This is a genomic window from Microcoleus sp. CAWBG58 (assembly GCF_020883045.1).
GTDB lineage: Bacteria > Cyanobacteriota > Cyanobacteriia > Cyanobacteriales > Microcoleaceae > Microcoleus.
The window spans coordinates 1-22,749 of sequence record NZ_JAHRFA010000059.1; the positions used below are offsets into that span (position 1 = coordinate 1).

At 44.7% G+C, this 22,749-nt stretch carries 24 protein-coding genes and 1 pseudogene; 9 read left to right on the plus strand and 16 right to left on the minus strand.

Annotated features, from left to right (window positions below; all coding sequences use genetic code 11):
• The 3 genes and pseudogenes from QZ918_RS22965 to QZ918_RS22975 form a co-directional block, all read right to left on the minus strand.
• Window positions 1-153, minus strand: a pseudogene (locus QZ918_RS22965) (IS630 family transposase); the annotation flags it as partial.
• Window positions 154-248: 95 nt separating this feature from the next.
• Complete coding sequence (locus QZ918_RS22970) at window positions 249-587, minus strand: DUF433 domain-containing protein (protein WP_293338676.1); 339 nt, start codon at window positions 585-587, stop codon at window positions 249-251.
• Between the two features lie 110 nt (window positions 588-697).
• Window positions 698-1,549 (minus strand): leucine-rich repeat domain-containing protein, encoded by an 852-nt coding sequence (locus tag QZ918_RS22975; RefSeq protein ID WP_293338678.1) that lies wholly within the window; start codon window positions 1,547-1,549, stop codon window positions 698-700.
• A 359-nt stretch (window positions 1,550-1,908) separates the two neighbouring features.
• Here QZ918_RS22975 and QZ918_RS22980 point away from each other — a divergent pair, with 359 nt between their 5' ends.
• Entirely contained in the window at window positions 1,909-2,796 is an 888-nt protein-coding gene (locus QZ918_RS22980; RefSeq protein ID WP_293338680.1) for an aspartoacylase, read from the plus strand.
• A 110-nt stretch (window positions 2,797-2,906) separates the two neighbouring features.
• Here the strand turns inward: QZ918_RS22980 and QZ918_RS22985 are convergent, their stop codons facing one another.
• Complete coding sequence (locus QZ918_RS22985; protein WP_293338682.1) at window positions 2,907-3,041, minus strand: hypothetical protein; 135 nt, start codon at window positions 3,039-3,041, stop codon at window positions 2,907-2,909.
• A 31-nt stretch (window positions 3,042-3,072) separates the two neighbouring features.
• Here QZ918_RS22985 and QZ918_RS22990 point away from each other — a divergent pair, with 31 nt between their 5' ends.
• Together QZ918_RS22990 and QZ918_RS22995 are read left to right on the plus strand one after the other, a co-directional pair.
• Window positions 3,073-4,152 carry a M23 family metallopeptidase gene (locus QZ918_RS22990; protein WP_293338684.1) on the plus strand — a complete coding sequence of 360 codons (1,080 nt, stop codon included), beginning with the start codon at window positions 3,073-3,075 and terminating at the stop codon, window positions 4,150-4,152.
• A gap of 347 nt (window positions 4,153-4,499) precedes the next feature.
• Window positions 4,500-5,069, plus strand: coding sequence for a hypothetical protein (locus QZ918_RS22995; protein WP_367275415.1), 570 nt, complete (start codon window positions 4,500-4,502; stop codon window positions 5,067-5,069).
• 122 nt (window positions 5,070-5,191) lie between these two features.
• Here QZ918_RS22995 and QZ918_RS23000 read toward each other — a convergent pair whose 3' ends face one another.
• A complete protein-coding gene (locus tag QZ918_RS23000; RefSeq protein WP_293338688.1) occupies window positions 5,192-5,425 on the minus strand; it encodes a hypothetical protein in 234 nt (77 codons plus the stop codon).
• A gap of 180 nt (window positions 5,426-5,605) precedes the next feature.
• Here QZ918_RS23000 and QZ918_RS23005 point away from each other — a divergent pair, with 180 nt between their 5' ends.
• Entirely contained in the window at window positions 5,606-7,783 is a 2,178-nt protein-coding gene (locus tag QZ918_RS23005) for an NAD(P)/FAD-dependent oxidoreductase (RefSeq protein WP_293338690.1), read from the plus strand.
• Window positions 7,784-8,136: 353 nt separating this feature from the next.
• Here the strand turns inward: QZ918_RS23005 and QZ918_RS23010 are convergent, their stop codons facing one another.
• From QZ918_RS23010 to QZ918_RS23020, 3 genes are all read right to left on the minus strand, one after another.
• A complete protein-coding gene (locus QZ918_RS23010; protein WP_293338693.1) occupies window positions 8,137-9,474 on the minus strand; it encodes a hypothetical protein in 1,338 nt (445 codons plus the stop codon).
• Window positions 9,475-9,669: 195 nt separating this feature from the next.
• The gene (locus tag QZ918_RS23015) at window positions 9,670-10,335 is read right to left on the minus strand and encodes a (2Fe-2S) ferredoxin domain-containing protein (protein WP_293338694.1); all 666 of its coding nucleotides are present in this window, start codon (window positions 10,333-10,335) and stop codon (window positions 9,670-9,672) included.
• Between the two features lie 295 nt (window positions 10,336-10,630).
• Window positions 10,631-10,876, minus strand: coding sequence for an Asr1405/Asl0597 family protein (locus QZ918_RS23020; RefSeq protein ID WP_293338696.1), 246 nt, complete (start codon window positions 10,874-10,876; stop codon window positions 10,631-10,633).
• Window positions 10,877-11,231: 355 nt separating this feature from the next.
• Between QZ918_RS23020 and dpsA the strand changes: the two genes are divergently transcribed.
• Window positions 11,232-11,774 carry a DNA starvation/stress protection protein DpsA gene (gene dpsA, locus QZ918_RS23025; RefSeq protein WP_367275416.1) on the plus strand — a complete coding sequence of 181 codons (543 nt, stop codon included), beginning with the start codon at window positions 11,232-11,234 and terminating at the stop codon, window positions 11,772-11,774.
• A gap of 299 nt (window positions 11,775-12,073) precedes the next feature.
• Here dpsA and chlP read toward each other — a convergent pair whose 3' ends face one another.
• On the minus strand, window positions 12,074-13,294 hold the full coding sequence (gene chlP, locus QZ918_RS23030) for a geranylgeranyl reductase (RefSeq protein WP_293153397.1): 1,221 nt from the start codon (window positions 13,292-13,294) through the stop codon (window positions 12,074-12,076).
• A gap of 552 nt (window positions 13,295-13,846) precedes the next feature.
• Between chlP and QZ918_RS23035 the strand changes: the two genes are divergently transcribed.
• The gene (locus QZ918_RS23035) at window positions 13,847-14,239 is read left to right on the plus strand and encodes a hypothetical protein (protein WP_293338698.1); all 393 of its coding nucleotides are present in this window, start codon (window positions 13,847-13,849) and stop codon (window positions 14,237-14,239) included.
• Between the two features lie 249 nt (window positions 14,240-14,488).
• On the opposite strand, the gene QZ918_RS23040 is transcribed toward QZ918_RS23035, so the two are convergent.
• Both QZ918_RS23040 and QZ918_RS23045 read right to left on the minus strand, forming a co-directional pair.
• Window positions 14,489-14,941 carry a hypothetical protein gene (locus QZ918_RS23040; RefSeq protein WP_293338700.1) on the minus strand — a complete coding sequence of 151 codons (453 nt, stop codon included), beginning with the start codon at window positions 14,939-14,941 and terminating at the stop codon, window positions 14,489-14,491.
• Window positions 14,938-15,414, minus strand: a complete 477-nt coding sequence (locus QZ918_RS23045; protein ID WP_293338702.1) for a class I SAM-dependent methyltransferase — start codon at window positions 15,412-15,414, stop codon at window positions 14,938-14,940. The genes QZ918_RS23040 and QZ918_RS23045 overlap by 4 nt, the downstream gene beginning before the upstream one ends.
• Before the next feature lie 129 nt (window positions 15,415-15,543).
• Here QZ918_RS23045 and QZ918_RS23050 point away from each other — a divergent pair, with 129 nt between their 5' ends.
• Window positions 15,544-16,371, plus strand: coding sequence for a S1 family peptidase (locus QZ918_RS23050; protein ID WP_293338704.1), 828 nt, complete (start codon window positions 15,544-15,546; stop codon window positions 16,369-16,371).
• A gap of 55 nt (window positions 16,372-16,426) precedes the next feature.
• Here QZ918_RS23050 and QZ918_RS23055 read toward each other — a convergent pair whose 3' ends face one another.
• Together QZ918_RS23055 and QZ918_RS23060 are read right to left on the minus strand one after the other, a co-directional pair.
• Window positions 16,427-17,860, minus strand: a complete 1,434-nt coding sequence (locus QZ918_RS23055) for a tetratricopeptide repeat-containing S1 family peptidase (protein WP_293338706.1) — start codon at window positions 17,858-17,860, stop codon at window positions 16,427-16,429.
• Window positions 17,861-18,042: 182 nt separating this feature from the next.
• Window positions 18,043-18,588: a COP23 domain-containing protein gene (locus QZ918_RS23060; protein WP_293338708.1), complete on the minus strand. Its 546-nt coding sequence runs from the start codon at window positions 18,586-18,588 to the stop codon at window positions 18,043-18,045.
• A 151-nt stretch (window positions 18,589-18,739) separates the two neighbouring features.
• Here QZ918_RS23060 and QZ918_RS23065 point away from each other — a divergent pair, with 151 nt between their 5' ends.
• Together QZ918_RS23065 and QZ918_RS23070 are read left to right on the plus strand one after the other, a co-directional pair.
• Window positions 18,740-19,765 carry a serine/threonine-protein kinase gene (locus QZ918_RS23065; RefSeq protein ID WP_293338710.1) on the plus strand — a complete coding sequence of 342 codons (1,026 nt, stop codon included), beginning with the start codon at window positions 18,740-18,742 and terminating at the stop codon, window positions 19,763-19,765.
• A gap of 36 nt (window positions 19,766-19,801) precedes the next feature.
• Complete coding sequence (locus QZ918_RS23070) at window positions 19,802-19,981, plus strand: hypothetical protein (RefSeq protein ID WP_293338712.1); 180 nt, start codon at window positions 19,802-19,804, stop codon at window positions 19,979-19,981.
• A gap of 84 nt (window positions 19,982-20,065) precedes the next feature.
• On the opposite strand, the gene QZ918_RS23075 is transcribed toward QZ918_RS23070, so the two are convergent.
• The 3 genes from QZ918_RS23075 to hisD form a co-directional block, all read right to left on the minus strand.
• Window positions 20,066-20,335 (minus strand): putative type II toxin-antitoxin system PemK/MazF family toxin, encoded by a 270-nt coding sequence (locus QZ918_RS23075; RefSeq protein WP_293338714.1) that lies wholly within the window; start codon window positions 20,333-20,335, stop codon window positions 20,066-20,068.
• A 19-nt stretch (window positions 20,336-20,354) separates the two neighbouring features.
• Window positions 20,355-20,780: a universal stress protein gene (locus QZ918_RS23080; protein WP_293338742.1), complete on the minus strand. Its 426-nt coding sequence runs from the start codon at window positions 20,778-20,780 to the stop codon at window positions 20,355-20,357.
• A gap of 448 nt (window positions 20,781-21,228) precedes the next feature.
• A complete protein-coding gene (hisD, locus tag QZ918_RS23085; RefSeq protein ID WP_293338716.1) occupies window positions 21,229-22,542 on the minus strand; it encodes a histidinol dehydrogenase in 1,314 nt (437 codons plus the stop codon).
• Window positions 22,543-22,749: the final 207 nt, after the last annotated feature.

Genomic DNA, 22,749 nt, shown 5'->3' on the forward strand with positions numbered 1-22,749 from the left:
ATGAGCAGCTATTTTTTCAACATACCAGCCATGTGCATTTAATCTAATTACTTCTGCTCTATCTTTGACTTTTTGTGGAACATCCGCAGTTCTCAGTTTTAAGAGAGTTTTGTCTTGCTGTTGAGTTAGGAATACCCTTAATCTAGCGCCCATATATTGACTTACCTCAGCAGATATATTCTCTTTGTTTACTTATCTTAACATAGTTCGGTTTTTTTGCGCCGACCTACTTATTTAAGCACCATTCCTTAGGCACCCTGAATCGCAGTTTGCTTTTCCCGTTCGGCCTTCAATTTTCGCAATCTTTCCGCAGCCGGATGAGGATTTTCGGCTTGGATTTTTCGCTGTTGGTGCGACCATTCCAACCAATCTTGTATGTATCGACTTACTGATTCCTTGTTCAGCAAATAATACAAAATAGTCGTATAAACTTCTGCTAAAGTTAGAGAAGGATAGAGTTGCTGAATTTCTTCGGCGGTGCGTTCGCGATGCAGATACTCATACAGCACAGTCTCAATCCCGATGCGATGTCCTTTAATCCGAATATCATCCGCTGCTAAGAAATCAAAATACTGATGCAGTTCCATATCTAAAATTCCTCTTTTAGCTATCTACTATTTTACTATTCGGTTTGATGGAAAACAATAATGCGATCGATTTCTGCGCGGTGGCGATCGCTCCACCGAGCATATCAAATTTACCTTAGAATCGGATTGCCCCGCAAATCTAGTTTTTCTAGATTCTCCATACAGTCGATCGCCCTTGGGATTGCTGTAATCTGATTATCATTCAGGTAAAGCTGTCTCAGATTCGACATTTGGGCGAGATTCTCAGGAATTTCTGTAATTTGATTGCTGCTGAGGTAAAGCTGTGACAGATTCGAGAGTTGGGCGAGATCCTCGGGAATTGCTGTAATCCGATTGTATCGCAGATAAAGCTCTGTCAAATGCGACAATTGGGCGAGATCCTCTGGGATTACTGCAATCTGATTTTTACTGAGATTAAGCTGTGTCAAATTCGCTAATTTTCCTAGCGCGCCTGGGATAGCTGCAATCTGATTGTGCGTGAGGTAAAGCTTTGTCAAACTCGACAATTGGGCGAGAGAGTCTGGGATGAAGGTAATCTGATTATTATACAGGTCGAGGTCTGTCAAATTCGACAATTGGGCGAGAGAGTCTGGGATTTCGGTAATCTGATTGTAACTGAGATCGAGCAGTTTCAGCTTTGACAGTTTTCCGAGTGCCTCGGGGATGACAGCAATCCGATTATTATAGAGGTCAAGGTCTGTCAGATTCGATAGTTGGGCGATAAAATCTGGGATTGCTGCAATCTGATTGTAACTTAAGTCAAGCACTGACAGATGCGAGAGTTGGCAGATAATTTCCGGGATTTCTGTTAAACCAATACTGCTTAAATCTAAACTTTCAAGCTGCGTACATTTGCAAATCTCCGGTGGCAATTCCTGCAAGTCCAATCCCGACAAATCAAGTTTTGTAAATTTTTGATCCGTAGCTAGATTAATTCGTCGTAGTGCTTCCTCGCGCGTCATAGCCTTAGTCTCCGCGTGTGTTTCCCTGGTGTTGTGTTTCTATTCGGGCAGGAATTGGGAAGATCCGGAAAAAATTGATTAGTCGAGATGAGAAACCGCATTAAGGCGATAAACCGGGTTTCTATCATAAATAAACGTCCAAAATTGTCATTGCGAGGCACGAAGCAATCGCCAAGACTAAGATTGCTTCGTGCCTCGCAATGACATATATCAGTTGTTTACGCAGGAGGCGAGAAACTGGGTTTCTATGAAGTTTTTGGTTAGGTGACTATAAATAGGGAAAGAAACCCGGTTTCTGAGGTCTGTGTTACCAAGAGAACGCAAATGATGGTAGGCTTGGCATAGAAACTTGTTTGTTTATGAATCAAATTAAACGTGTTGCCATAGTGGGAGGAACCCACGGAAACGAACTCACAGGAGTATACCTTGTGAAGAAGTTCGATCGCGCGCCAGAGTTAATTGGGCGATCGACTTTTGAAACAATTACCATGTTAGCCAATCCCCAAGCCTGCAAAATTGGCAGGCGTTACATCGACATCGACCTCAACCGCTGCTTTCGCCAGCAAGATTTAGAAAATCCCCACCTTTCCAGCTACGAAGCTCAGCGGGCGAAAGAGATATATCACATTTTTAGCTCACAAAACACCGATCGACAAACCTTGATCGTCGATTTGCACAGCACCACATCGAACATGGGGCTAACATTTATTCTCGCCAGTCAACATCCCTTTAACCTGCAACTAGCAGCTTATTTAACCTCTGTCTATCCTCACATGAAGCTACTGGCTTCGCCAAGCAACCATCAAGATAGTCCTTTGTTGCGATCGATTTCTGAGTTAGGCGGTACGCTGGAAGTTGGTGCAGTGCCGCAAGGCGTGTTAGATGCGTCTTTATTTCAGCAAACCGAGCAAGTTATCGCGACAATATTAGATTGCACAGAAGCCTACAATCTAGGCACAATGCCCGTTGTCAATAATTCCTTGACTATTTATCAAAGCATTCGGGCGATCGACTATCCGAGAAACAACTCTGGAGAAATTCAGGCAATGATTCATCCTCAGCTACAATCGAGAGATTATCAAGCCTTGAATCCGGGCGATCCGATGTTTTTAACCTTTGAGGGCGAGTCTGTCTTGTATGAAGGCAAATCGACCGTATATCCAATCTTTATTAATGAGGCGGCTTACTACGAAAAAGGAATTGCCATGTGTTTTACCGAAAAAGAAATTGTTCTTCATAGTTCGTAGTAAGGACTTTAGTCCTTCTTGTTGCGGACTAAAGTCCTCACTACAAACCTGCGTTGAAACTCATGGCAGGAGTCATATAGGCTTCACTTATCACCGAATATCCAGGAGAATCAATCCGTTACATCCGTTACAGAATCCGTTGCCGAACTTCCTTTTTCTGACAACAAATCTAGGAAACGAAAATGCTCGATCGCACGTCGAGATTCCCGAGCAAGTATATTTTGAATGATTAATAGATTTTCCACTACCCACCTCAGCTTTACATCTCACCAGCGAATGATTTTACTATCAAGAAAACAGATTTCTACAATTTTGTTAACCTTGGGGTTGACAAGTATTTCTAGCTGTGCGAAAGATACTGAAGTAAGTACGCCGATCGCCCAAGCCAACTCGATCGCCCAACGTCTCGTATCAACAGCCGTCGCCCAACAGCCCAACAGCCCGAAATTCGGTCAGCCGATCGCCTGTACTCTAGGAAAAGACTGTTTTGTAATGCACTATTTCGATCGCGATCCGAGTCCCGCCGCCGTTGATTTTGGGTGCGGGCGCCAAACCTACGATACCCACGACGGCACTGATTTTGCGATTCGCGACGCTAAAGCAATGGCTAAAGGAGTCCCCGTTGTCGCCTCCGCTGCGGGCAAAGTTTTGCGAGTGCGGGATGGTATAGTCGATCGACGCTTGCAAAACCCGACAGAGAAAGCCAACCTCGCGGGTACAGAATGTGGTAACGGCATGGTAATCGATCACGGTGCAGGCTGGGAAGCGCAATATTGCCACCTCCGTCAAAACAGCGTGGTTGTGAAACCGGGAATGCAAGTACAAAAAGGTACTGTTTTGGGCATGGTAGGAAACTCTGGGATGGCATCTTTCCCCCACGTACATATCACTTTTCGGTACCAAGGTAAGCCAGTAGATCCGTTTGTCGGCCCCGATGCTAAATTAGGTTGCAACACTGCTCGCAATCCAATTTGGGATAAGCCGATCGACTATGTTCCCACTGGTTTAATCCGTGCTGGTTTTGCCCCCAAGCCACCAGATGAGAATACTGTCTGGGCGGGACAATTTTCGGAAACTCAACTACCTGTAAGCAGCCCGGTTTTATTGTTTTGGGTACAAACTTACGGAGTCCTCAAGGGCGATCGCGAACAATACAAACTCTTTGCACCCGATGGCAAAACCATCGCCAACACCAGCAAAGAAATTCCAGCCCCAAACCGCACTTGGTTGGGTTTTGTCGGCAAAAGAAACAGTACAAATTCTCCCCTCACTCCCGGAGTGTGGCGTGCCGAATACAAATTGACGCGGGGCGATCGGGTTTTGACAGAAGTTAAGCGAGAAGTTGAATTGCGCTAACGGCTAAGTTATACAACAAGACAAGATTACCAGAAAGAATTGGTTGAAAGCCCCAAGTCTTTGAGGGAGAAATTAAAATCAGAATATTCATTACTCCAATCCTCTTCCTTCTAGCGGGTGCATCTGGTATTTGGCAAGGGCGAAGCATTTCGGCACATAATTTATCAGTGATAACCAGAGATTTACGGCCGAAATGCGAGAGTCCCTAGAAATATATTTGCAAAACCCAGATGCACCCTTTCTAGCTAGATGTCGCTCTTAAACTGTCAACTGTCAACTGTCAACTGTCAACTGCCTCAAGGCAAAATACCTTAACAATGTCATACAGTCAATTCACAAACCTAGAAATGATTGAAACCAACTTTGGCATCACCATTGCTGACAAAGTTGGTATTTTTGCCAACTTACCACAATCCGAGTATAGCGACCTCCTCAGTCAAACCCTGCAAGAAAATATTTCTTTAGCTTTAGCAATTAATACCGAAAAAGCTCGTTCAGAATTAATTGTTACACCTATTTTAGTAGAAATTAGAAAGCAGTTAAAATATGAAATTAGCTTTTTTTCAGGAAAAGAGTTTAATGTAGATTTAGAAAAAGGATTGACTGGTTTTTGTGATTTTCTAATTAGTCGTTCTCCCGAACAACTTTTAATTAAAGCTCCAGTTGTCGCCTTAGTCGAAGCTAAAAATGATAATATCCAAGCTGGACTTCCACAATGTATGGCAGAAATGATTGCTGCTCAAATCTTTAATGAAAGAAGAAACAATAATATTTCCCAAATATATGGCGTAGTCACAACCGGGACAAACTGGAAATTCTTACGACTTAGTAATCAAATCATGGAAGTCGATTTAAATGATTATTTCATTGATAATATTAGTCAAATTATTGGCATCTTAAAATATTTGATAAGATAGGGCATACAAGGGAATTCGAGACTGCACAAACGTGTTAGTCTTCGGGAAGCGTAGTCCATGCCAAGCTGACTGAAGAAGATCGTATAATTTTGAACGCCGTGTCTTCTTCAGATATTCACAATTTAAGGCAAATTTTCCCAAGCTTGAGCCACAATCTCGCTCAGCCAACGCCTTTGAGCCAAATCGAGCAGATTGTCGTCCGCCAGTACCTCAGCCTTTAACTCATCCAAAGACTGCGATCGCGATCGGGCAATCTGAACCACACCCACGATCGCAGATGCCACCAATTCTTCATTCAGCGGCTGCTGTCGCAAAGCAATCATTTCTTGAGGATTCGTAGGAATGGGATAATTCATAAAATTGCATACCGAAGGAAGTAGATATTCAGCAACTGCGGGACTTCCAGCCAATTAGCTAAAAATCTGAGAACAATGTAAACTTATTTAAAACTAAATAAGTATTTGGGAGTATAGCCTACTTTGCTCCCTTGTCAACTCCCCCATCTTTATGAATTTATTGACAATTGAGACCTTAAAATGCAAGAAATTCTTTATTTAGAAGTCCCGACACCGGATACAGCAGCCGTCTGCACTTGGTTGCAACAGGAATTCGATCCCGGAATCGGAGAAAAAATTATTACTCCTGACGGTTTTCGCCTCCTTTCCAACGTCACGGCAGCCGAATTGGTCAAATCTGGAGCTCAAAATGCTAATGTAAAACCGACATTCACTCCTAGCAATTCCGAAAACCGCAATTCGCGATCGACAGAACTTTCGATCTTTGTCTGGTCACTTCAACGCACAACTTACTTAAAAGTCTTTCGTCTCGAAGACGCACCCGCTGGAGAAAGAAAGTTCCTAGAAACTCTGAATCTCGCTGTCAGAAACAAGTTTCCAGAACTATACCCGGAACCCCCTGTCATAGACCTCTCCAAGCAGTCAATTTTTGAAGCTCTTGCCCCCTATTACCCCCTCACCGTCAAATACTTCCAAAAAATGCCCAAAGGCGAATACGACCTTCAGCGCGTCTACTGGTGGGAGCAACGCTGGCGTGAAAATACTCGCAATCCTCAACAGCCAAAGCAAGTAGTGTTTTTGAAGGAAGAAGGTTCGGCAACGAGCACTGTACAAGATGTAGCGGATGTAACGGATGTTAAGAAGAATGTAAAAAGTACAGTTGCGGTGTCCGATTCTAGGGATACTGTTTACGACTTGATTTATATTGGCGGGGCTTTGGGGGTAATTCACGCCGCAGTCATGGCGAGATTGGGCTACCGAGTGCTGCTGCTGGAAAGAATGCCTTTCGGGCGGATGAATCGCGAGTGGAATATTTCGCGGGATGAAATTCAAAGCTTAATTGATTTGGGTTTGTTTACGGCTGCGGAAATCGAAACTTTGATTGCGCGAGAATATAAAGATGGCTATAACAAGTTTTTTGATGCTAACAATCCAACTGTTGCTCAAGCCCCAATCCTGCACACGCCGAAGGTGCTGAATATAGCTTTAGACGGTGAGAAATTGCTGTATTTGGCGGGAGTTAAGCTAACAGAAGCTGGCGGAGAAATTTGGGACGAGACAGAGTTTGTTAGAGCCGATGTTGAAGCGAAAAAAGTAGTGATTCAGGCCAAGCACTTGCCGACAAAAGCCGATCGCACAACCTCCGCCAGACTGCTCGTCGATGCCATGGGTTCAGCTTCTCCCATCGCTTGGCAATTGAACGGAGGGCGGGCATTTGACAGCGTTTGCCCCACCGTCGGAGCTGTCATTGACGGAGGATTTGAGCCTGGAGTTTGGGATTCCGACTACGGGGATGTTCTCTACAGTCACGGCGACATCTCCCGGGGACGCCAGCTCATTTGGGAACTGTTTCCCGCTGCTGGTGGAGAACTCACCGTTTATCTTTTTCACTACCACCAAGTACATCCCGAAAATCCCGGTTCTTTGCTAGAACTGTACGAGGACTTTTTCACTATTTTGCCGGAGTACCGCCGCTGCGATATCGACAAATTGGTGTGGAAAAAGCCGACGTTTGGTTATATTCCGGGGCATTTTAGCACCAACAGCAGCGATCGCGCGGTGGCAGTCGATCGCCTAATTGCGATCGGCGATGCAGCATCTTTGCAGTCTCCCTTAGTATTCACCGGTTTCGGATCCCTCGTCCGCAATCTTTTCCGCTTAACTGACCTTTTGGATACAGCATTAAAACACGATTTATTAAGTGCCAATCACTTAAACCAAATCCGCGCTTACCAGAGCAACGTGTCAGTAACTTGGCTGTTTTCTAAAGGGATGATGGTTCCCACCGGCCGCAGTTTGCCACCCCAGAGAATTAATTCAATTCTCAATACCTTCTTCGGTATTTTGGCAGGACAAGAACTCACCGTAGCCGAAACTTTTATCAAAGATAGAGTCGATTGGCTAACTTTCAATCGATTGGCGATTCAAGCAGCCGGAAAAAATCCTTCTCTCCTGCTGTGGATTTTAGATTTTGTCACCTTGCGCGATGTTTGGCGCTGGTTGGGGAGTTACTTGACTTTTACTCTGTTGGCTTTAGCTAGTTGGTTGTTCGGATGGCTGCCCAGTTTCGCCCGCAAGGTACAGCCTTGGTTGGAACCCAGATATCCGGGTGTTTGGTTGTGGCTGTTGGCTACCAGCTATGCTCTCACCTACGGTATGGGAAAGGGAAAGCAGTTTGATTGTCGCCAGACAAATTAGGTACGTAGTTGCGCTTCAGCGCTCTTTGCTTATATTAGGAAAGAGCGCTAAGACCGCAACAAAGAGTCTTGAGCTAATACCTGATAGCAATTGTTTATGAGGCTGCTGCAAATGCAGTTTGATTGTCGCCAGACAAATTAGGTACGTAGTTGCGCTTCAGCGCTCTTTGCTTATATTAGGAAAGAGCGGTTCGATCGCAACAAAGAGCTTTGAGTTAATAGCTGATACCAATTGTTGATGAGGCTGCTCCCGAATGCAGTCTTATTGTCGTCAGACAATTTAGGTACGTAGTTGCGCTTTAGCGCTCTTTTGGGATATCGGAAAGAGCGCTAAAGCGCAACAACGTACCTTTGCTATCGAAAACTCGGCAATTCAATTTCAGCTAGCGATCGACGTTTTTTAGAAGAGCGCAACGGATTGGAAATCAAAGTCAGCCACTCGGGTTGTCCGGCTGCTGTAGGTTTGACCGCACTCGATCGCACTTCCTGAAGGCCAAAGGTTTCCACTGAATTCAAAATTTTAACCGCCTTGGCCAATTCTTGGCTGCCTAAGGTAGGCGCAGCAGTTTCTGGTTCAGGTTCAGGCTGGGCCGCCGGCAGTTGAGGTTCCGCAACCCCAAGGGGCGAGTTTGTTTCTGGCTCAAACGGCTGGTAGGTTTCGGTCTTCTGTAATAGAATGCCGGATGCTTGGGCTAATTTGTTGACTTCCATATTTGCGATCGACTCAGGATCGATCGCATATTCAGCAAACGCTGCCTCTACATACTCTTCGGGATCTGACCAAGCTTGGACAGGGGAAGCGTTGAAGGCTGGCGGTAACGGACTCTGAGAGCTTCTGACTGCCGCTAGCAAGGATTCTAATTGCTTGTGGGCGCTATCCTCCGCATCATGAGGTGGCTCAATAATTGGAGATTTCTGTGGCCTTTCCAGACTTTTTTCCAAAGCAGCTTTAAATTGCAGAGTGTGGCGCTGCTGGCGGTGCAAGCGCGATCGCAATTCCCTGCAAACATTTTCGGTAGCTACTAGCTGGTGAAACTGTTCGTTGTAGCGCTGCACAGTAGACGCACATTCTCGCTCCACAATCGCTAACCTGGTTTGGCTGGTTGCCAACTGACTGCTTAAACTTTCCACTAAAATTTCTTGACCTTGCAGAGTTTGATGGGAAACTTCCACTTTCCCAAACAGTCGCGTCAATTGTTCTTGAATGCTTTCTAGTTCAGCAGTCCGCTGTTCTAGTAACGTTTCGCGATTCTCCAATTTGTTGTGGGACTCTTCGAGGGCTGTTTCTAGCTGAGCGATTCGCTGCAAAAGGTCGCGGTTGCATTCGTGCAGCGCTTGCATGAGGGTAACTGGTGTCGATCCTTTGTTCTTAGCCTGTTCGGCATTCCCAAGCAGATTTTTGAGATTGTCTGAAATCACGGGCGATCCCACCTCTGGCGGCTGTGTCTGAGATGGCAAATTGTTCGGGGAGGGTGTTGTGGGAATTGCATCTACGCTGATCGCGTTGGGAAAATCTAGTGTTTGCCAGTCTTCTTCTGGCTGTTGGGGCACCGTTGCGGGAGTATCTGTCGGACGGGGGGCGATCGGCTCAAAACCCCCAGCAGCAGCAAAATTTGACTGCAATCGTTCGTTCTCGGATCGAACAGCAGGGTGGAGTTGGTGCTGACTGGCTCGAAGATCAGCTTCTGACATGGCTTTCTATCCCAATAGTCACAGGGTCTCAAATACAGTCTATCCTTATAGATTCTCCAAAAGGAAGTCCCTGGTTATTGGTTATTGGTCATTGGTTATTGGTCATTGGGCATTGGGCATTGGGCATTGGTCACAAGCAAAATTCTCCGATTGGGGACTCGGACATTCGGGCATTCCGAGATTTCCTGCGATCGGCTAAACTTTAACAACTGCAAAATGTTTGTCAACAATTGCTGCAACTTCTGCCGGTTTGATGCGACTGTAGCGAGCTTTGTCCGGCATCACAACTATATTTGGGGCTGCTTTGCACTGTTTGAGACATCCGGTTCCCTGAACGGTCACTTGGTCTTCTAAACCCCGCGCCTTCAAAGCATTTTCTAAAGCTTTACAGATTGCTGCGCCGCCCCGCTTTTGGCAGTCAGATTTTTGACATACTAATATTTTGGTTTGAGTTTTTGCCGCAGCTTTGACAGTTTTAGCTGCGCCAGGAGAGCTGAATTCGGTTTTGCCGATCGCGCCATCGGATGTCAGTACCCCAGCAGGTACGCTCGTAGAGTCGAGGTGTTCGGGCGATCGATCGTTGTCGCCCGGAGCCAGAGTGAGGCTGCTAGCTTTCAGTTTTATTTTACCGTTTTTCAAATTGAGTTCTTTCTCACCTGCAACTAAAACTCTCAACCCAGGAGTCAAAACAGGCGCTAAAAATGACCGCAATTCCTTAGAAAGTTTCACAAGGTATTCTACTTTGCGATCGCTGCTAATACGCAAATATTTAAGTTTATAACCATCTTCAATAATCAGGCTGAGGATTTCTCCCTCTAGGCTGAATTCAGAAACTTGCTTGCCAGACTTATACATTGTCATAACTCCTGGGTTGACTGTTGGGTGAAAATTATCAAACTTGACAATAAACGTCGCCAGTGAAGGTATTTATGCGTTGAATCGCATCATTACTGTTATTTCAACCTTTAACCTTCTTCCGTCTTTTTACCTGGAGCGAAGTCAAAAGGCCATCTTCCTTCTCTCCTAGATAACCAAATAAAGTCTTCTTCCTTATCTCCTAGATAACTAAATAAAGTCTTCTTCCTTCTTCCGACTTCGATGGGACTTCCATCCGTTACATCCGTTACAAAATCCGTTGCCGAACTTCCTTCGGGCTTTACCCGATTTGCCAGCAGCACTCCAGCAACTGCACCAGTTCGCGCCGAGGGGCACTAACTTGCCTCAACACGCTCATTACCTGAGCAGCTTGTCTGACAGTGTTGACTTTTACCCGCAAAGGTTGGTCAACCGCACACCAGCAGGGAATTTCGAGTTCTTGCAAGCGTTTGTAAACTTGCCACCTGTCTAGCCAACTAACTTGCACAATCTCAGAAACTTCTAACTCTCGATCGGCTGGATTCATCTTGTGACAACAATAATAATTTGCATTAATTTTTACCCGGACTGATAGCGGGCAGAAGTTAAAAGCCAGATTTCAGAAGAGAATCAAGGATTGTCAAAAGCCCTTTCTGAAAAATTATGCCTTTTGCCTGCTGCTTTCTGCCTTCGGAATATTCGTCCCACTTTCAGGAAGCATTCAGAAGGAGCATCTTTTTCCAGCATAACGCAACTGCTAATAATTCTCAATAGGTTTTGAAAAAAATTTTGCTATTGTACAAAGTCTGCCACTATCGAGGCAGACCCTGCTTGACTGGTAAATCTAGGGTGCTAGACTAACTCTATTGGCAACAAAGCTGCCTATTGATAGGAGAACACTAATGACCCAGATTCAGAGTGCATTGAGACCGTTTGGTCACTTAGCTGAAAACCCAATTTTGTTGGAACATTCCGTCACTGCACCGATTTGTGAAGGAATGAACGCGCTGCTGGCGAGTTTTCAGGCTCTATACCTGCAATATCAAAAACATCATTTTGTAGTGGAAGGGGCAGAATTTTACTCCTTGCACAAATTCTTTGAAGAAAGCTATGGAGAAGCTCAAGATAGCGTCCACGAATTCGGCGAACGCTTGAACGGATTGGGAGGCATACCAGCAGCCAGCTTTAGCAAGTTAGCCGAGCTGTGCTGTTTCGAGCCGGAAGCCGACGGCGTGTATTCGTGCCGCCAAATGCTGGAACACGATTTAGTTGCAGAACAAGCTATTATCGGTTTGTTGCGGCGCCAAGCAGCACAAGCAGACAGTTTGGGCGATCGAGCTACGCGCTACCTCTACGAAAAAATCCTGCTAAAAACAGAAGAGCGAGCTTACCACATTTCCCACTTCCTCGCCCCCGACACCTTAGTGCAATTGAACTTGAACTAACAACAGGTTCGATCGTTCGGACTTCAGTCCTTCTTCTCTTAATCAAGAAGGACTAAAGTCCTCACTACAAACCAGGTTCGATCGTTCGGACTTCAGTCCTTCTTCTCTTAATCAAGAAGGACTAAAGTCCTTACTACAAACCTGACTAAAGTCCTGACAATAGGTTCGATCGTTCGGACTTCAGTCCTTCTTATCTTAATCAACAAGGACTAAAGTCCTTACTACAAACCAGATCAAAAAAGCGAGCTGTTTTCTGAACCGCCCGCTTTTTTATACTAAGTGCGATTAACCGCTAGAAATTAAGGAGCTAAAGCACTACCGCGCAACAAACTACCAATCGTTTTCGCAGTAATCTTCATCTGAATCAAAGGATTAGCCGGTACTACAGTCTTATACAAGTAGCTATCGAATGTGAGCTTCTGCACATCGCGATCGGCACACATTTCCACAAAAGCTTCGCGAGTAGCATCAGAACGGTAGAACACGCGCTGCAAAATGTCAAGCACTTTGTAGGTAATACCGTAAGCCTTATCCCACCGCTTCAGATACAGCTTAATTTCTTGTTCAGTCGGAATCCGCGCGCCCTTATTGGAAATTTCCACAATAGTTTCAGCGCACATCCGGCCAGACTTAGCCGCAAAATAGATACCTTCGCCCGAAGACTTGGTAACATAACCGGCAGCGTCACCTACAAGAGCAACTCGGCCGACAACCCGGCGGGGACGCGGATGTTCTGGGATGGGGTGAGCTTCCACTTTAATGATTTCACCGCCGAGGAGTTTTTTGGCAGCGCGGGCGCGGACTCCGGCTTGCAGCTTTTTGATATCGGCTTGATTGACTTTCATCGTGCCGGTACCGACGGCTACGTGGTCGTATTTGGGGAACACCCAGGCGTAGAAGTCGGTGGAAACGTCATCGCCGACGTACATTTCGGCTAGACCTTCGTAGTAAGCCATTTTATCTTCTGGCAGGCGGATGCGCTCTTGGAAGGCGATCGCATAATTGTAGTCACCAGCATCAATCGCCTTAGCTACGCGGGAGTTAGCACCATCAGCCCCGATTACCAAATCCACTTTCAGAGTTTTCTGAGTTCCCACAGCGGTGCCGTTGGAGTGGTCGGCGTAGTGGAGAATGTAGGGGTCGGTGTTGTTGCCTGGAATTTCTAAGGTGTGAACAGTACCGTTAATCAGTTTGGCACCTAAGGAAGCAGCCCGATCGCGCAAAAAGCCATCGAGGACTTCGCGGCGGCACATACCGATGTATTCGTGTTCGTTTTCGATGTTGATATCCACCTCTACGTTGGAGGGGGAAATCATTTTCATTTTTCTGACTTGGCGATCGATAATACTTTGTGGCAAGTCAAATTCTTCAACCATGCACAGAGGAATTGCCCCACCGCAGGGTTTAGCGTTGTCTAATTTGCGTTCAAATAAATAAGTTTCGATGCCTGCTTTTACCAATGTTTCGGCGGCGCAAGAACCCGCTGGCCCCGATCCAACAACTGCAACCCGTAGTGTCAAAGCTTTTCTCCCAATTTTTTCTATAAGTCTTTACCCAGTCAGATGTGATGGTATCACGGAGTTTCTGTGCTGTGGGGTGAGAATCGGAGATTTAAATGAAATGCAACAGAGCTTAACAATTGGATACAAAAATGGGGTTTTTGATGCTGGTTTCTATGGAAAATCTTAAATTTTTAATGGTAGATGAATGCGGATGGACGCTAATGTGCGATCGAATTAAATACTGTAGGGACACAACATTGTTTATTAGTGTCAACTTCGCAAAGTTAAAACTTTTTGTATATCTCGTTTATCGCCGAGGCCCGATCCCCCTAAATCCCCCTTAGGTCGGGGGACTTTGAGAAGAATCTTGTCCCCCCCTTTTTCAAGGGGGGCTAGGGGGGATCTGGCTCTCGATAGCCAGACAGAAGACTGGTATTACGTTTGACCTTAAACACTTCCGTGTCGTAGCCCCGATATCTCGACTGAAAACTGTACGTGGGGTCGATCGAACTCCGTGCAATACGTTACATTTAAGTTACGTAAAGCTCCTATATAAAATTTCAAATTGCTATGCTAGGTAATTTTCAACAAAGCCAACTGCGGATTGAGGTTGAAGCTTCGGAGACTGCGATTCGGGACAGTTTGATGCGTCCGGTGCAGTTGCAGCAGTGGCTGTGGCCTCAGCAGTTTTCTCAGGGTTTGCCCGAATTGCTCGATCGGGAATTGACATTCACAAGTTGGATAGGCCCAGTAGCGGTGCAGCACTATGTGGAGATTGCAGAGTCAAATTGTCTGCGGCTGTTATTGAGTCAGGGAATTGACGGATTTCACGAGTGGTATTGGGGCGACGGTTGGGTGCAGTCTCGGTTGGAGGGAGTGTCGCTGCTACCGCTGAATTTGGGACAAACCGCTAGTTTGTTGCGGCTGCGGGAGTTTTTGACAGGGAAGGGGAAGGCGAAGTAGAGAAGTTGTTTCCACATTCTACATTTCTTAGTCCGCGCAGGCGGACTTTGTTTTTGTAGCCGCGGTTTCAACCGCCGAGTCATATAAAAATTAACCTCAATCTAATTCAATACGGTTTACTTAAGACAGATCCCCCCTAACCCCCCTTGAAAAAGGGGGGGACAAGAATGCTCTCAAAGTCCCCCTTCTTAAGGGGGATTTAGGGGGATCTCCGGGGCATAAATAGTGTTAAGTGAACCGTATTGCAATCTAATTCACTTGAATCAACTCTTTTTCAATTGAATCAGCTTGATTTGTACTATCCAATTCCAGATAAAACGACACACTTTCAATCTCCCAACTAACCCAAGCATGGGGAACCAACATTACTCCTTCTATGAAAAAAGACTCTACTGGTTCGGTGATATCGGAAAACGGGCCATCGACGATCGAAATTGAAGGTTCCACGGCTTTGAAGTGACCCGATTCAGGCGGTTCGGCAACATAATGCCAGAGTTCGCGAACCGATTTTTTGACTCCCTCGAAGACTAAGCGACATACCGGGATAAAGATGGTTTCCTGTGGCGAGGGATTGAGCGGGTGTCCTGGAATAAGGCCGAGATTGCGTGTCGGAATCACCATTTTATCATCAAGGGCGATCGGCGGATCGTAATCACTGGCGATCGTATAAAGTAGATCGAAATTATTCTGAATAATTGTCATGTTTCCTTCTCCAAAATAGTTGTGCGGATAGTCGGTAGCGGAATATTATAACTGCCATCAGGCCTAGGTATTTGTCGAAAAAATTGTTGGTTGGCAAACCGAGGTTCAAGATTGCCATTTTCTAGGATGACGCGCAAGCGAAGGCGATTTAAAATATCTGTATCAGGCAATCTTGCAAAGGGATTGCTTCTGTTAGCGTTAATATAAATCCGTCCACCTGATTTTAATATTATAGCAGCTTGTTCCAGAAAGAAGGCTTGAGGGCCGCTGGCGATAATCTCGCTGACGCTGTTGGGTGGAAAAATTTCTAGCAGTTGAGAAACATCGCCCCGAATACCTTCTTCTGCGCCTATATCATAATTGATAGCGCCGGTCACTTGGGAAGTTAAACCGCCAAATAAGTCGAGGATGATTTCTTCGCACCCGGAGATTTTGTCCTCTACTAATTTGATGGCTTTTTCTAGATTGTTCAATTTTGACTAAAGGTGATTAGTGGTTGTTGGCAAGAATTTAGTATAATAATTATATCAGCATATGAAGCTCTTGATATCAGCAAATTAGGTATGTATGTTATGAAGCTGTTTTCACATTTTATAGAATATATGAAATACGAACCAGCAAAACCTGTAAATTGGTGGGAATTTATACCAATGTTACTACTATTAACTGCCACATTAAATACTTTCTATCGACCAACGCCGGAACATTTTTCAGCCACACATCCTGCTATTTGCCAACAAGTTAACCAGCAAGTTTCAGAAATTGCACATCTTGTCACTGTGCGAATTCTATCTGATTCTGTGTCCGGTTCCGGCGTAATTATTCAGCATCAAAACCAAACTTATACTGTTTTGACTAACAATCATGTAGTAGCTGATAATAAGGACAAAACTTATCAAGTATTGACAGCCGACGGACGGACGCATATTGCTAAATGGCTTCGTTCGTCTCAGTTTGGTAAAGTAGATTTAGCTTTAGTGCAGTTTACCACTTCTCAATCCTATCGAGTTGCGGAAATCGGAAACTCAAATAAGCTATCGGTGGGAGATGGGGTTTATGCTGCGGGTTTTCCGAATTGGCATTGGATTAACTCAGAGTCTATAGAGAAGACTCGGAATTGGGGGCTAAAAGCTTTTAAGTTAACGAGTGGGAAAGTGGGAATGCTGCCCGCTCAATCCCTTGAGAGTGGATACCAACTTGGTTACACTAATGATATTGCTGAGGGCATGAGTGGCGGGCCTGTATTGGATATTTCTGGTAAGTTGGTGGGGATTAATGGGAGATCGAAATATCCTTTGGGTGGAATTGATGTGTTTAAGTTTGCGGATGGGAGTTTGCCTACTCAGGCGGTTTTTCGGCAGATGGAGGCTTTGAGTTGGGCGATTCCGATTGGGACTTTTCAGCAGTTGGTGAGTCATCTGAAGGCATAATTATTCTGAGTTAGTTGCTACTATTTTTTATCAAAAAATATGGCTTCTGCGTACCTCATTTAGGTGAAAAGTCCTTTAATATTCTAGATTTATGATAATCTTCTATTGCCTGCTGATCATTTCCTACTAAAGAGTGAACGAAACCGCAGATATAATAGTAGTTTGTGCCAAAATCAGAATTGTTTTTCTCGATAGCTGCCCTATAATAATCCGCATTCGCACCTTTTTCATCTCCAAGAGCAGAACGGGTAATACCCCGATTAAGATAAGCTTCATAATAACCATTAGAAAAATAAATAGACCAATAATAAGAAGCCATCGCATCATGGTAATTCTTTTTTTTATAGTAAGCAATCCCCCGACCTATATAGGCATTAGCATAGTTTGGATTTATATTAATAGCCCGGTTATAAGCAGCGATCGCCCCTGGGTAATCTCCGAATTCATTACGAACATTGCCTTCTATGTAATAGAATAAATCAACTATTCCTCTCCCACCTAAAAAAAATGTAATTAACACAACACCAACTACTATATAAAATCCAATAACTGTTACATATTCCAAAGCTTTTTTGGCTTGATTTTGACGATATAAATAATAAAATAGATAAGTTACTCCAGCAATTATAAGAACAAGTATAGACAATTTTACTATAAAAAGAGTGCCATGAAACAGCGCAATCCAGTAAACTGATGAATTTTCATATATAAAATCTAAATTTGCTGCCAAAAACTTATTGATGGGTATACCAAAATTTTCTCCTCTGATAGCATATTCATTTTGTCCTCGACCGTGAATGCCAATCACTTCACCTTTTTGATTTAGCACAGGCCCGCCACTCATCCCGCGTCTTGTATTATTATCATAAATTAAGGTATGTCCTTCAACCTTGGACGACTCCCGCTGTAAACCAATAATCTTGCCATCTGGTGTAAGTGTAGTGCGTTCCGGGATTCCTTCGTTAACTTCAGGCGCTCCTGCAACATAAACCATTGTACCCTTAGTAGCCTTGTCAGAGTCTCCCATCTTTGCCAATTTATAAGTTTTGTTACTCACAAAGGTCAACACTGCCAAATCCACATCAGGTACAGGTACGATTGCCTTCGATACTAATGTTTCGTGTTCTATTTGATCCGATGTCAATATTATACAAGTTCCCTTAGCTTTATTAACAACATGATTGGCTGTGAGGACAGAGTAGGTATTGCCATCTTTTTTGAAGACTACTCCAGAACCTGCTGAACCGCAACTATCAATAATCACAGTTATTTCGTCAGCAATTTCACGTACTTGTTTAGAGGACAAATCAGAATCAAAAAGTTGTGGGAAACTTTGACACCCACTAAGTGCTAAACCGATGCCGATGGCGATCGACACTCTTCGCAACTTCATCAGCTTTTCTCCTGGTATAATTATTTCAAATCCGGTTAAATGAAAATTATATATGTTGTTGCTTCCCAAAATAAATATGTAGTAGGCGCGAAGCATTCTGGCGAGTAATTTCTGGGTAATTCAAACAATTATTTTACTGAATGCTTCGCCCTTTCCGGGAGTAGGGCGAAACATTTATGAATTAGGGATAAATCATTTTCCTCGTGGGAAAAGGCGATTGATTTGAAAACCAAATTTCTCAGGGATTATCATCAATGAATCGCCAATTTTTTTCGCACCTACAACTTCTTGCCAGCTTCTAAATCCACTAAATTTTTCAACAAAATTGAATCAGAAGTCGCATTTTGATCTAGTTTACTATTAGAAGCACTACCCTCACTATATTGTTGAAATATTTTTTGCAATGATTCTGCTGGTTTGTCAGAATGTTTCTGATTTAGGGTAAACAGCGTATTGCCATCATTACAGCTTGTTTGTGCATCCTTGATAACACAGACAACCTTCTGATTATTTAGCGAGCCAACCTTTATTTTCAATAAGCCTAACTTACCCCCATTATCGACAACAGCTTTCGTTAGTTTTGCAGAGACGATATTACAGCGTTTGTCTGGTGTATACTCTGGTCCAAATTCTTTACTATCCCAGGTAATTAGAGGAGATTTGGTAGTAAAATTTCCTTTTTCACCGATAGTTGCCCAGCCATTTCCTTGCTTAACGCATTTAAAAGTTGTCGGCGGTTCACTGACTTGAGTCGAGCTATCGGGAGCCGAAGCCGTCGTCGTCGAACAAGCCACCATCCCAAACAGGGTGAAAGCAGCAGCCATAATTTGCGGAATCAAGCGACGCAGTGGTGTAGTCATTACCTTATATTGCAGTTATTGAGTTTTAATGAAGCTGCTTCCCCGACGGTTTAGAGAAGTACGCCGAATCCGATCCGAGTGTGTGATAATTATAAAAAAATATTATCACAACAAAATGATTATTGGCGGACATTACTACATAATCAGCTTATTGGGTCAAGGTGGATTTGGCGAGACGTACTTAGCACGGGACGAACATCTACCCGACAAGCCCCCGCGTGTAGTCAAGAGATTCAAGCCCCAGTCCAATGAACCATCATTCCTGCAAACCGCCAAAGGCTTGTTTGACAGAGAGTCCAAAATTCTATACAAGTTAGGTAGCCACGATCGCATTCCGCAGCTATTCGCCCACTTCGAGGAAAATCAAGAATTCTATCTCGTCCAAGAGTTGATTGCGGGACATGATTTGAGTCACGAATTTAACCCCTCTCAACAAACGGGAGCGCAGGGAGTGCGGTTCAGTGAAAGTCAAGTCATTCAATTGTTGTATGATATTTTAGAAGTATTGCGATTTGTCCATCAACAAAATATCATCCACCGCGATATCAAGCCCTCTAATCTAATGCGGCGCGATGTTGATGGTAGGATTGTCTTGATTGATTTTGGGGCAGTCAAAGAAATCGGCAGCAAACTACAATATTCTCAAGGACAACCGCCGACAGTTGTTATTGGCACTGAGGGATATATGCCCAGCGAACAAGAAAATGGGTATCCCAAATCGTGCAGCGATATCTATGCAGTCGGAATGACGGCTATCCAAGCACTGACGGGGGTATTTCCTAACCAGTTGCCAAAAGATCCGAATACCCTAGAAGTTATGTGGAGGGAACGAGTATCAGTCAGTCCAAAATTAGCAGACATTTTAGATAAAATGGTGCGATACCAATGGCAACAGCGCTACCAGTCAGCCGATGAAGCTTTAAGCGCGATTCAGCCTCTAGTAGCATCCTCAACATTGCCGACAATTGTTTCCGCTCCTCCGGGTTTGCCTTGGCTCAATTCACCACACATAAAAAAATTGTTAATAGGTTTAGTCAGCTTAGGAATTCTCGTTGTTGGTGGGATTTTTATTCCTCAATTTGTGTGTGATAACAGAATCATGCCAGCAGCTAATTTATGCCCCAGGAAACCGATTCTTTAAACTCGATCGTTCAAATAGATCTCATTGGTAAAAAATATGACCAAAGAACAATATGACCGAATTCTTCACACTGCCGGGTTCTTACTGGCATTAGTTGTTGCTATTCCCGTAGTTTATAACTTTGAAAAACAAAGATTTTTTTGGCAAACAGATTTAGCAGAGAGGCAGATTCAGCAACAGCAGAATATTCGATCTAACCCGAATGCTAAGCTATAGTGGATATTTTTTAGAGAAGCGGGAAGGCGATTGCAAATAATTCATCAAAAAAGCGATTGCCCGCCGGATGAGGAGGGCGATCGCTCAATTATCACCTATAATTCCAATCAATCCATATTTCAGAGATTGCATATCTACATCTTGAAGCCTTCCCAGTTTTTTCAGTATCAGTTGCTTCTCAATTGTCGTAATAACTGGCTTAATCATAGAAGCTTTTAGAAGACCTGCCGATCGCCAATCTGCGATGATGATATCACCGACTTTCGGGCTACTGCTAACTTGACTGGTTATAGCCATAACAATGCGATCGCGCATACCTTCTTCCCATGTAAAACAAGCGTCTCGCCTGTCCATCCCTGCGGTTCAATTCCCCTTACCTAGCCCGCACAACCAACACCGAACAAGGAGCCTCAGCCACAACCTCAGCACTCACCGAACCCTCCAAAATCCGCTTCAAACCAGTCAAACCGCGACAGCCGATCGCAATTAAATCCGCTTTATAAATATTCGCCAAACGCAAAATCTCCTCGGCTGGTTCCCCCGCAACAATCTCCAACTCACTCTGGCAAGGCAACATTTCCTGATAAGATTGCAACAACTTCTCTACTTCTCGGTAAGCAATCTCATTTCCCTGAGGGTGAGGTCGATCGACCACCGCATCAAAATCCAACGTACCAGAACTCACAACATGAACTAAAATCACCTTCGCCGTCGGTTCTAGTTTAAACTGCCCCACAGCTTGCAAAACCTGTGCTGCAAACTCAGAATTGTCGATCGCCACCAAAACAGTATTCAATATAATGCACCTTTAAATCTCAGATATTAGACTTTAAACTTCTGATTGATAGTCGCCTACTTTCCCCAATTTAGCGCTTCCCACCAACAGCATCATTAACTACACAGCAACCCGGTTTCTTAACATAATTGCGTCATTCAGTTGACAGTTGACAGTTGACAGTTGACAGCGAATTCTACCAGAAAGGAAGAGAATTGGAGTAATGAATCGTCTGGTTTTAATTTCTCCTTACAAGCGAGAGGCTTTTAAGCAATTCTTTTTGGTAATTTAAGCAAGATAAGCTGTTCTACATTTAAATTGTATGTCAAAAATCACTTAAACACTCTTGTGGGACGTTGCTCCGAGTAGCGTCCCGAATATACAATTTAAATGTGCAACAGCTTATTGAAAGAAACCGGGTTTCTTAAGCCCGAAGTGCGTAAATATCGATCGCCAACTTCAAATCTACCATCTAAAACTCATCATCCCCCTCATTTTCAGTCCGCAGCCGCACCGAATCAGCGTGAGAAGGCAAACCCTCAGCTTCGGCCAAAACATTAATCGCCTTAGCCACCTTTTTCAACGCAGTCGGCGAATAGTCAATCAAACTCGAATGCTTCATAAAAGTTTCCACACAAAGCGGCGACGCATAGCGCGGAGCTCCTGAAGTCGGCAAAGTGTGATTCGGGCCAGCCAAATAATCTCCCACAGCTTCCGGTGTGGAATAGCCCAAGAAAATTGCCCCAGCGTGCCGAATTTGGTCTAGCAAAGCCCAGGGATCTGCCACTTGCAATTCCAAGTGTTCGGGAGCAAACTCGTTAGAGAGTTCCGCCGCCGCCTTCAGAGACTCAACCACTACGACTAAACCGTAATTTGCGATCGCCTTTTCCGTCAAAGTTCGGCGCGGGTGATTTGCCAATTGTTTGTCTACCTCAGCCACGACTTTTCTCGCCAGCACCGAATCCGCTGTCAGCAGAATCGCCGAGGCCATCGAATCGTGTTCAGCTTGAGCCAGCATATCCGCAGCCACGTGGACGGGATTAGCCTTACCATCAGCGATAATCAACACTTCTGACGGGCCCGCCAGAGAATCGATGCCGACAGTCCCATAAACCAGTTTTTTCGCCAGCGTGACGTAAATATTCCCCGGCCCAGTAATTAAATCCACCTTCGGAATAGTTTCTGTACCGTAGGCCAAAGCTGCGATCGCCTGGGCCCCACCCACCCGATAAATCTCATCAACTCCCGCCTCCTGAGCCGCTACCAGCACCGCAGGATTCATTTTCTTCTCCTGTCCGGGGGGAGTACACATCACCAGTTTCGGAACCTTGGCGACCTTCGCAGGCACCGCATTCATGATTACTGAGCTGGGATAGGAGGCCTGACCGCCAGGAATATAAATTCCCGCGCGATCGACTGGCGTGTAGCGCTTGCCCAAAACAACCTCGTCATCACCAAACTGCACCCAAGACTTGGGGACGCGCTGTCGGTGAAACGCTTCTACCTGTTTGCAAGCCAACCGGATGGCATTTAATAATTCTTTCGATATTTGCTGATAAGCAGCATCCAATTCGGCGCCACTCACGCGCAAATCCGCCGCATTTAGGGTCATGCGGTCAAATTCAGCAGTATATTGCAGCACAGCCTGATCGCCTTTGCGTCTTACAGCTTGCAGCACCTCGCGCACGGTGGCTTCTTTGTGAATAACAAGTTCGTCGTGGGTGCGATCGCAGATTCGTCGCAGTTCAGCTTGCGCCTCAACCCACTGAGTAATAATTCGCAGCATGGAGATTAGGAATGCCGTCAATAATTCACGCTTGATTTGCTTGACAATTGGGGATTTTTGTGACTATCTCCTGGATAAGTCAGCCACCACCAGTCCACAAGCTTAAACCGCGAGTCTCGCGGCTGTTTCAAAGGCTTCGTTTCCCATCGTCAGTGCAGCGTTTAAATCTCTGTCGAGGATTTTTTTGCCAAACTGACGACAAGTCAC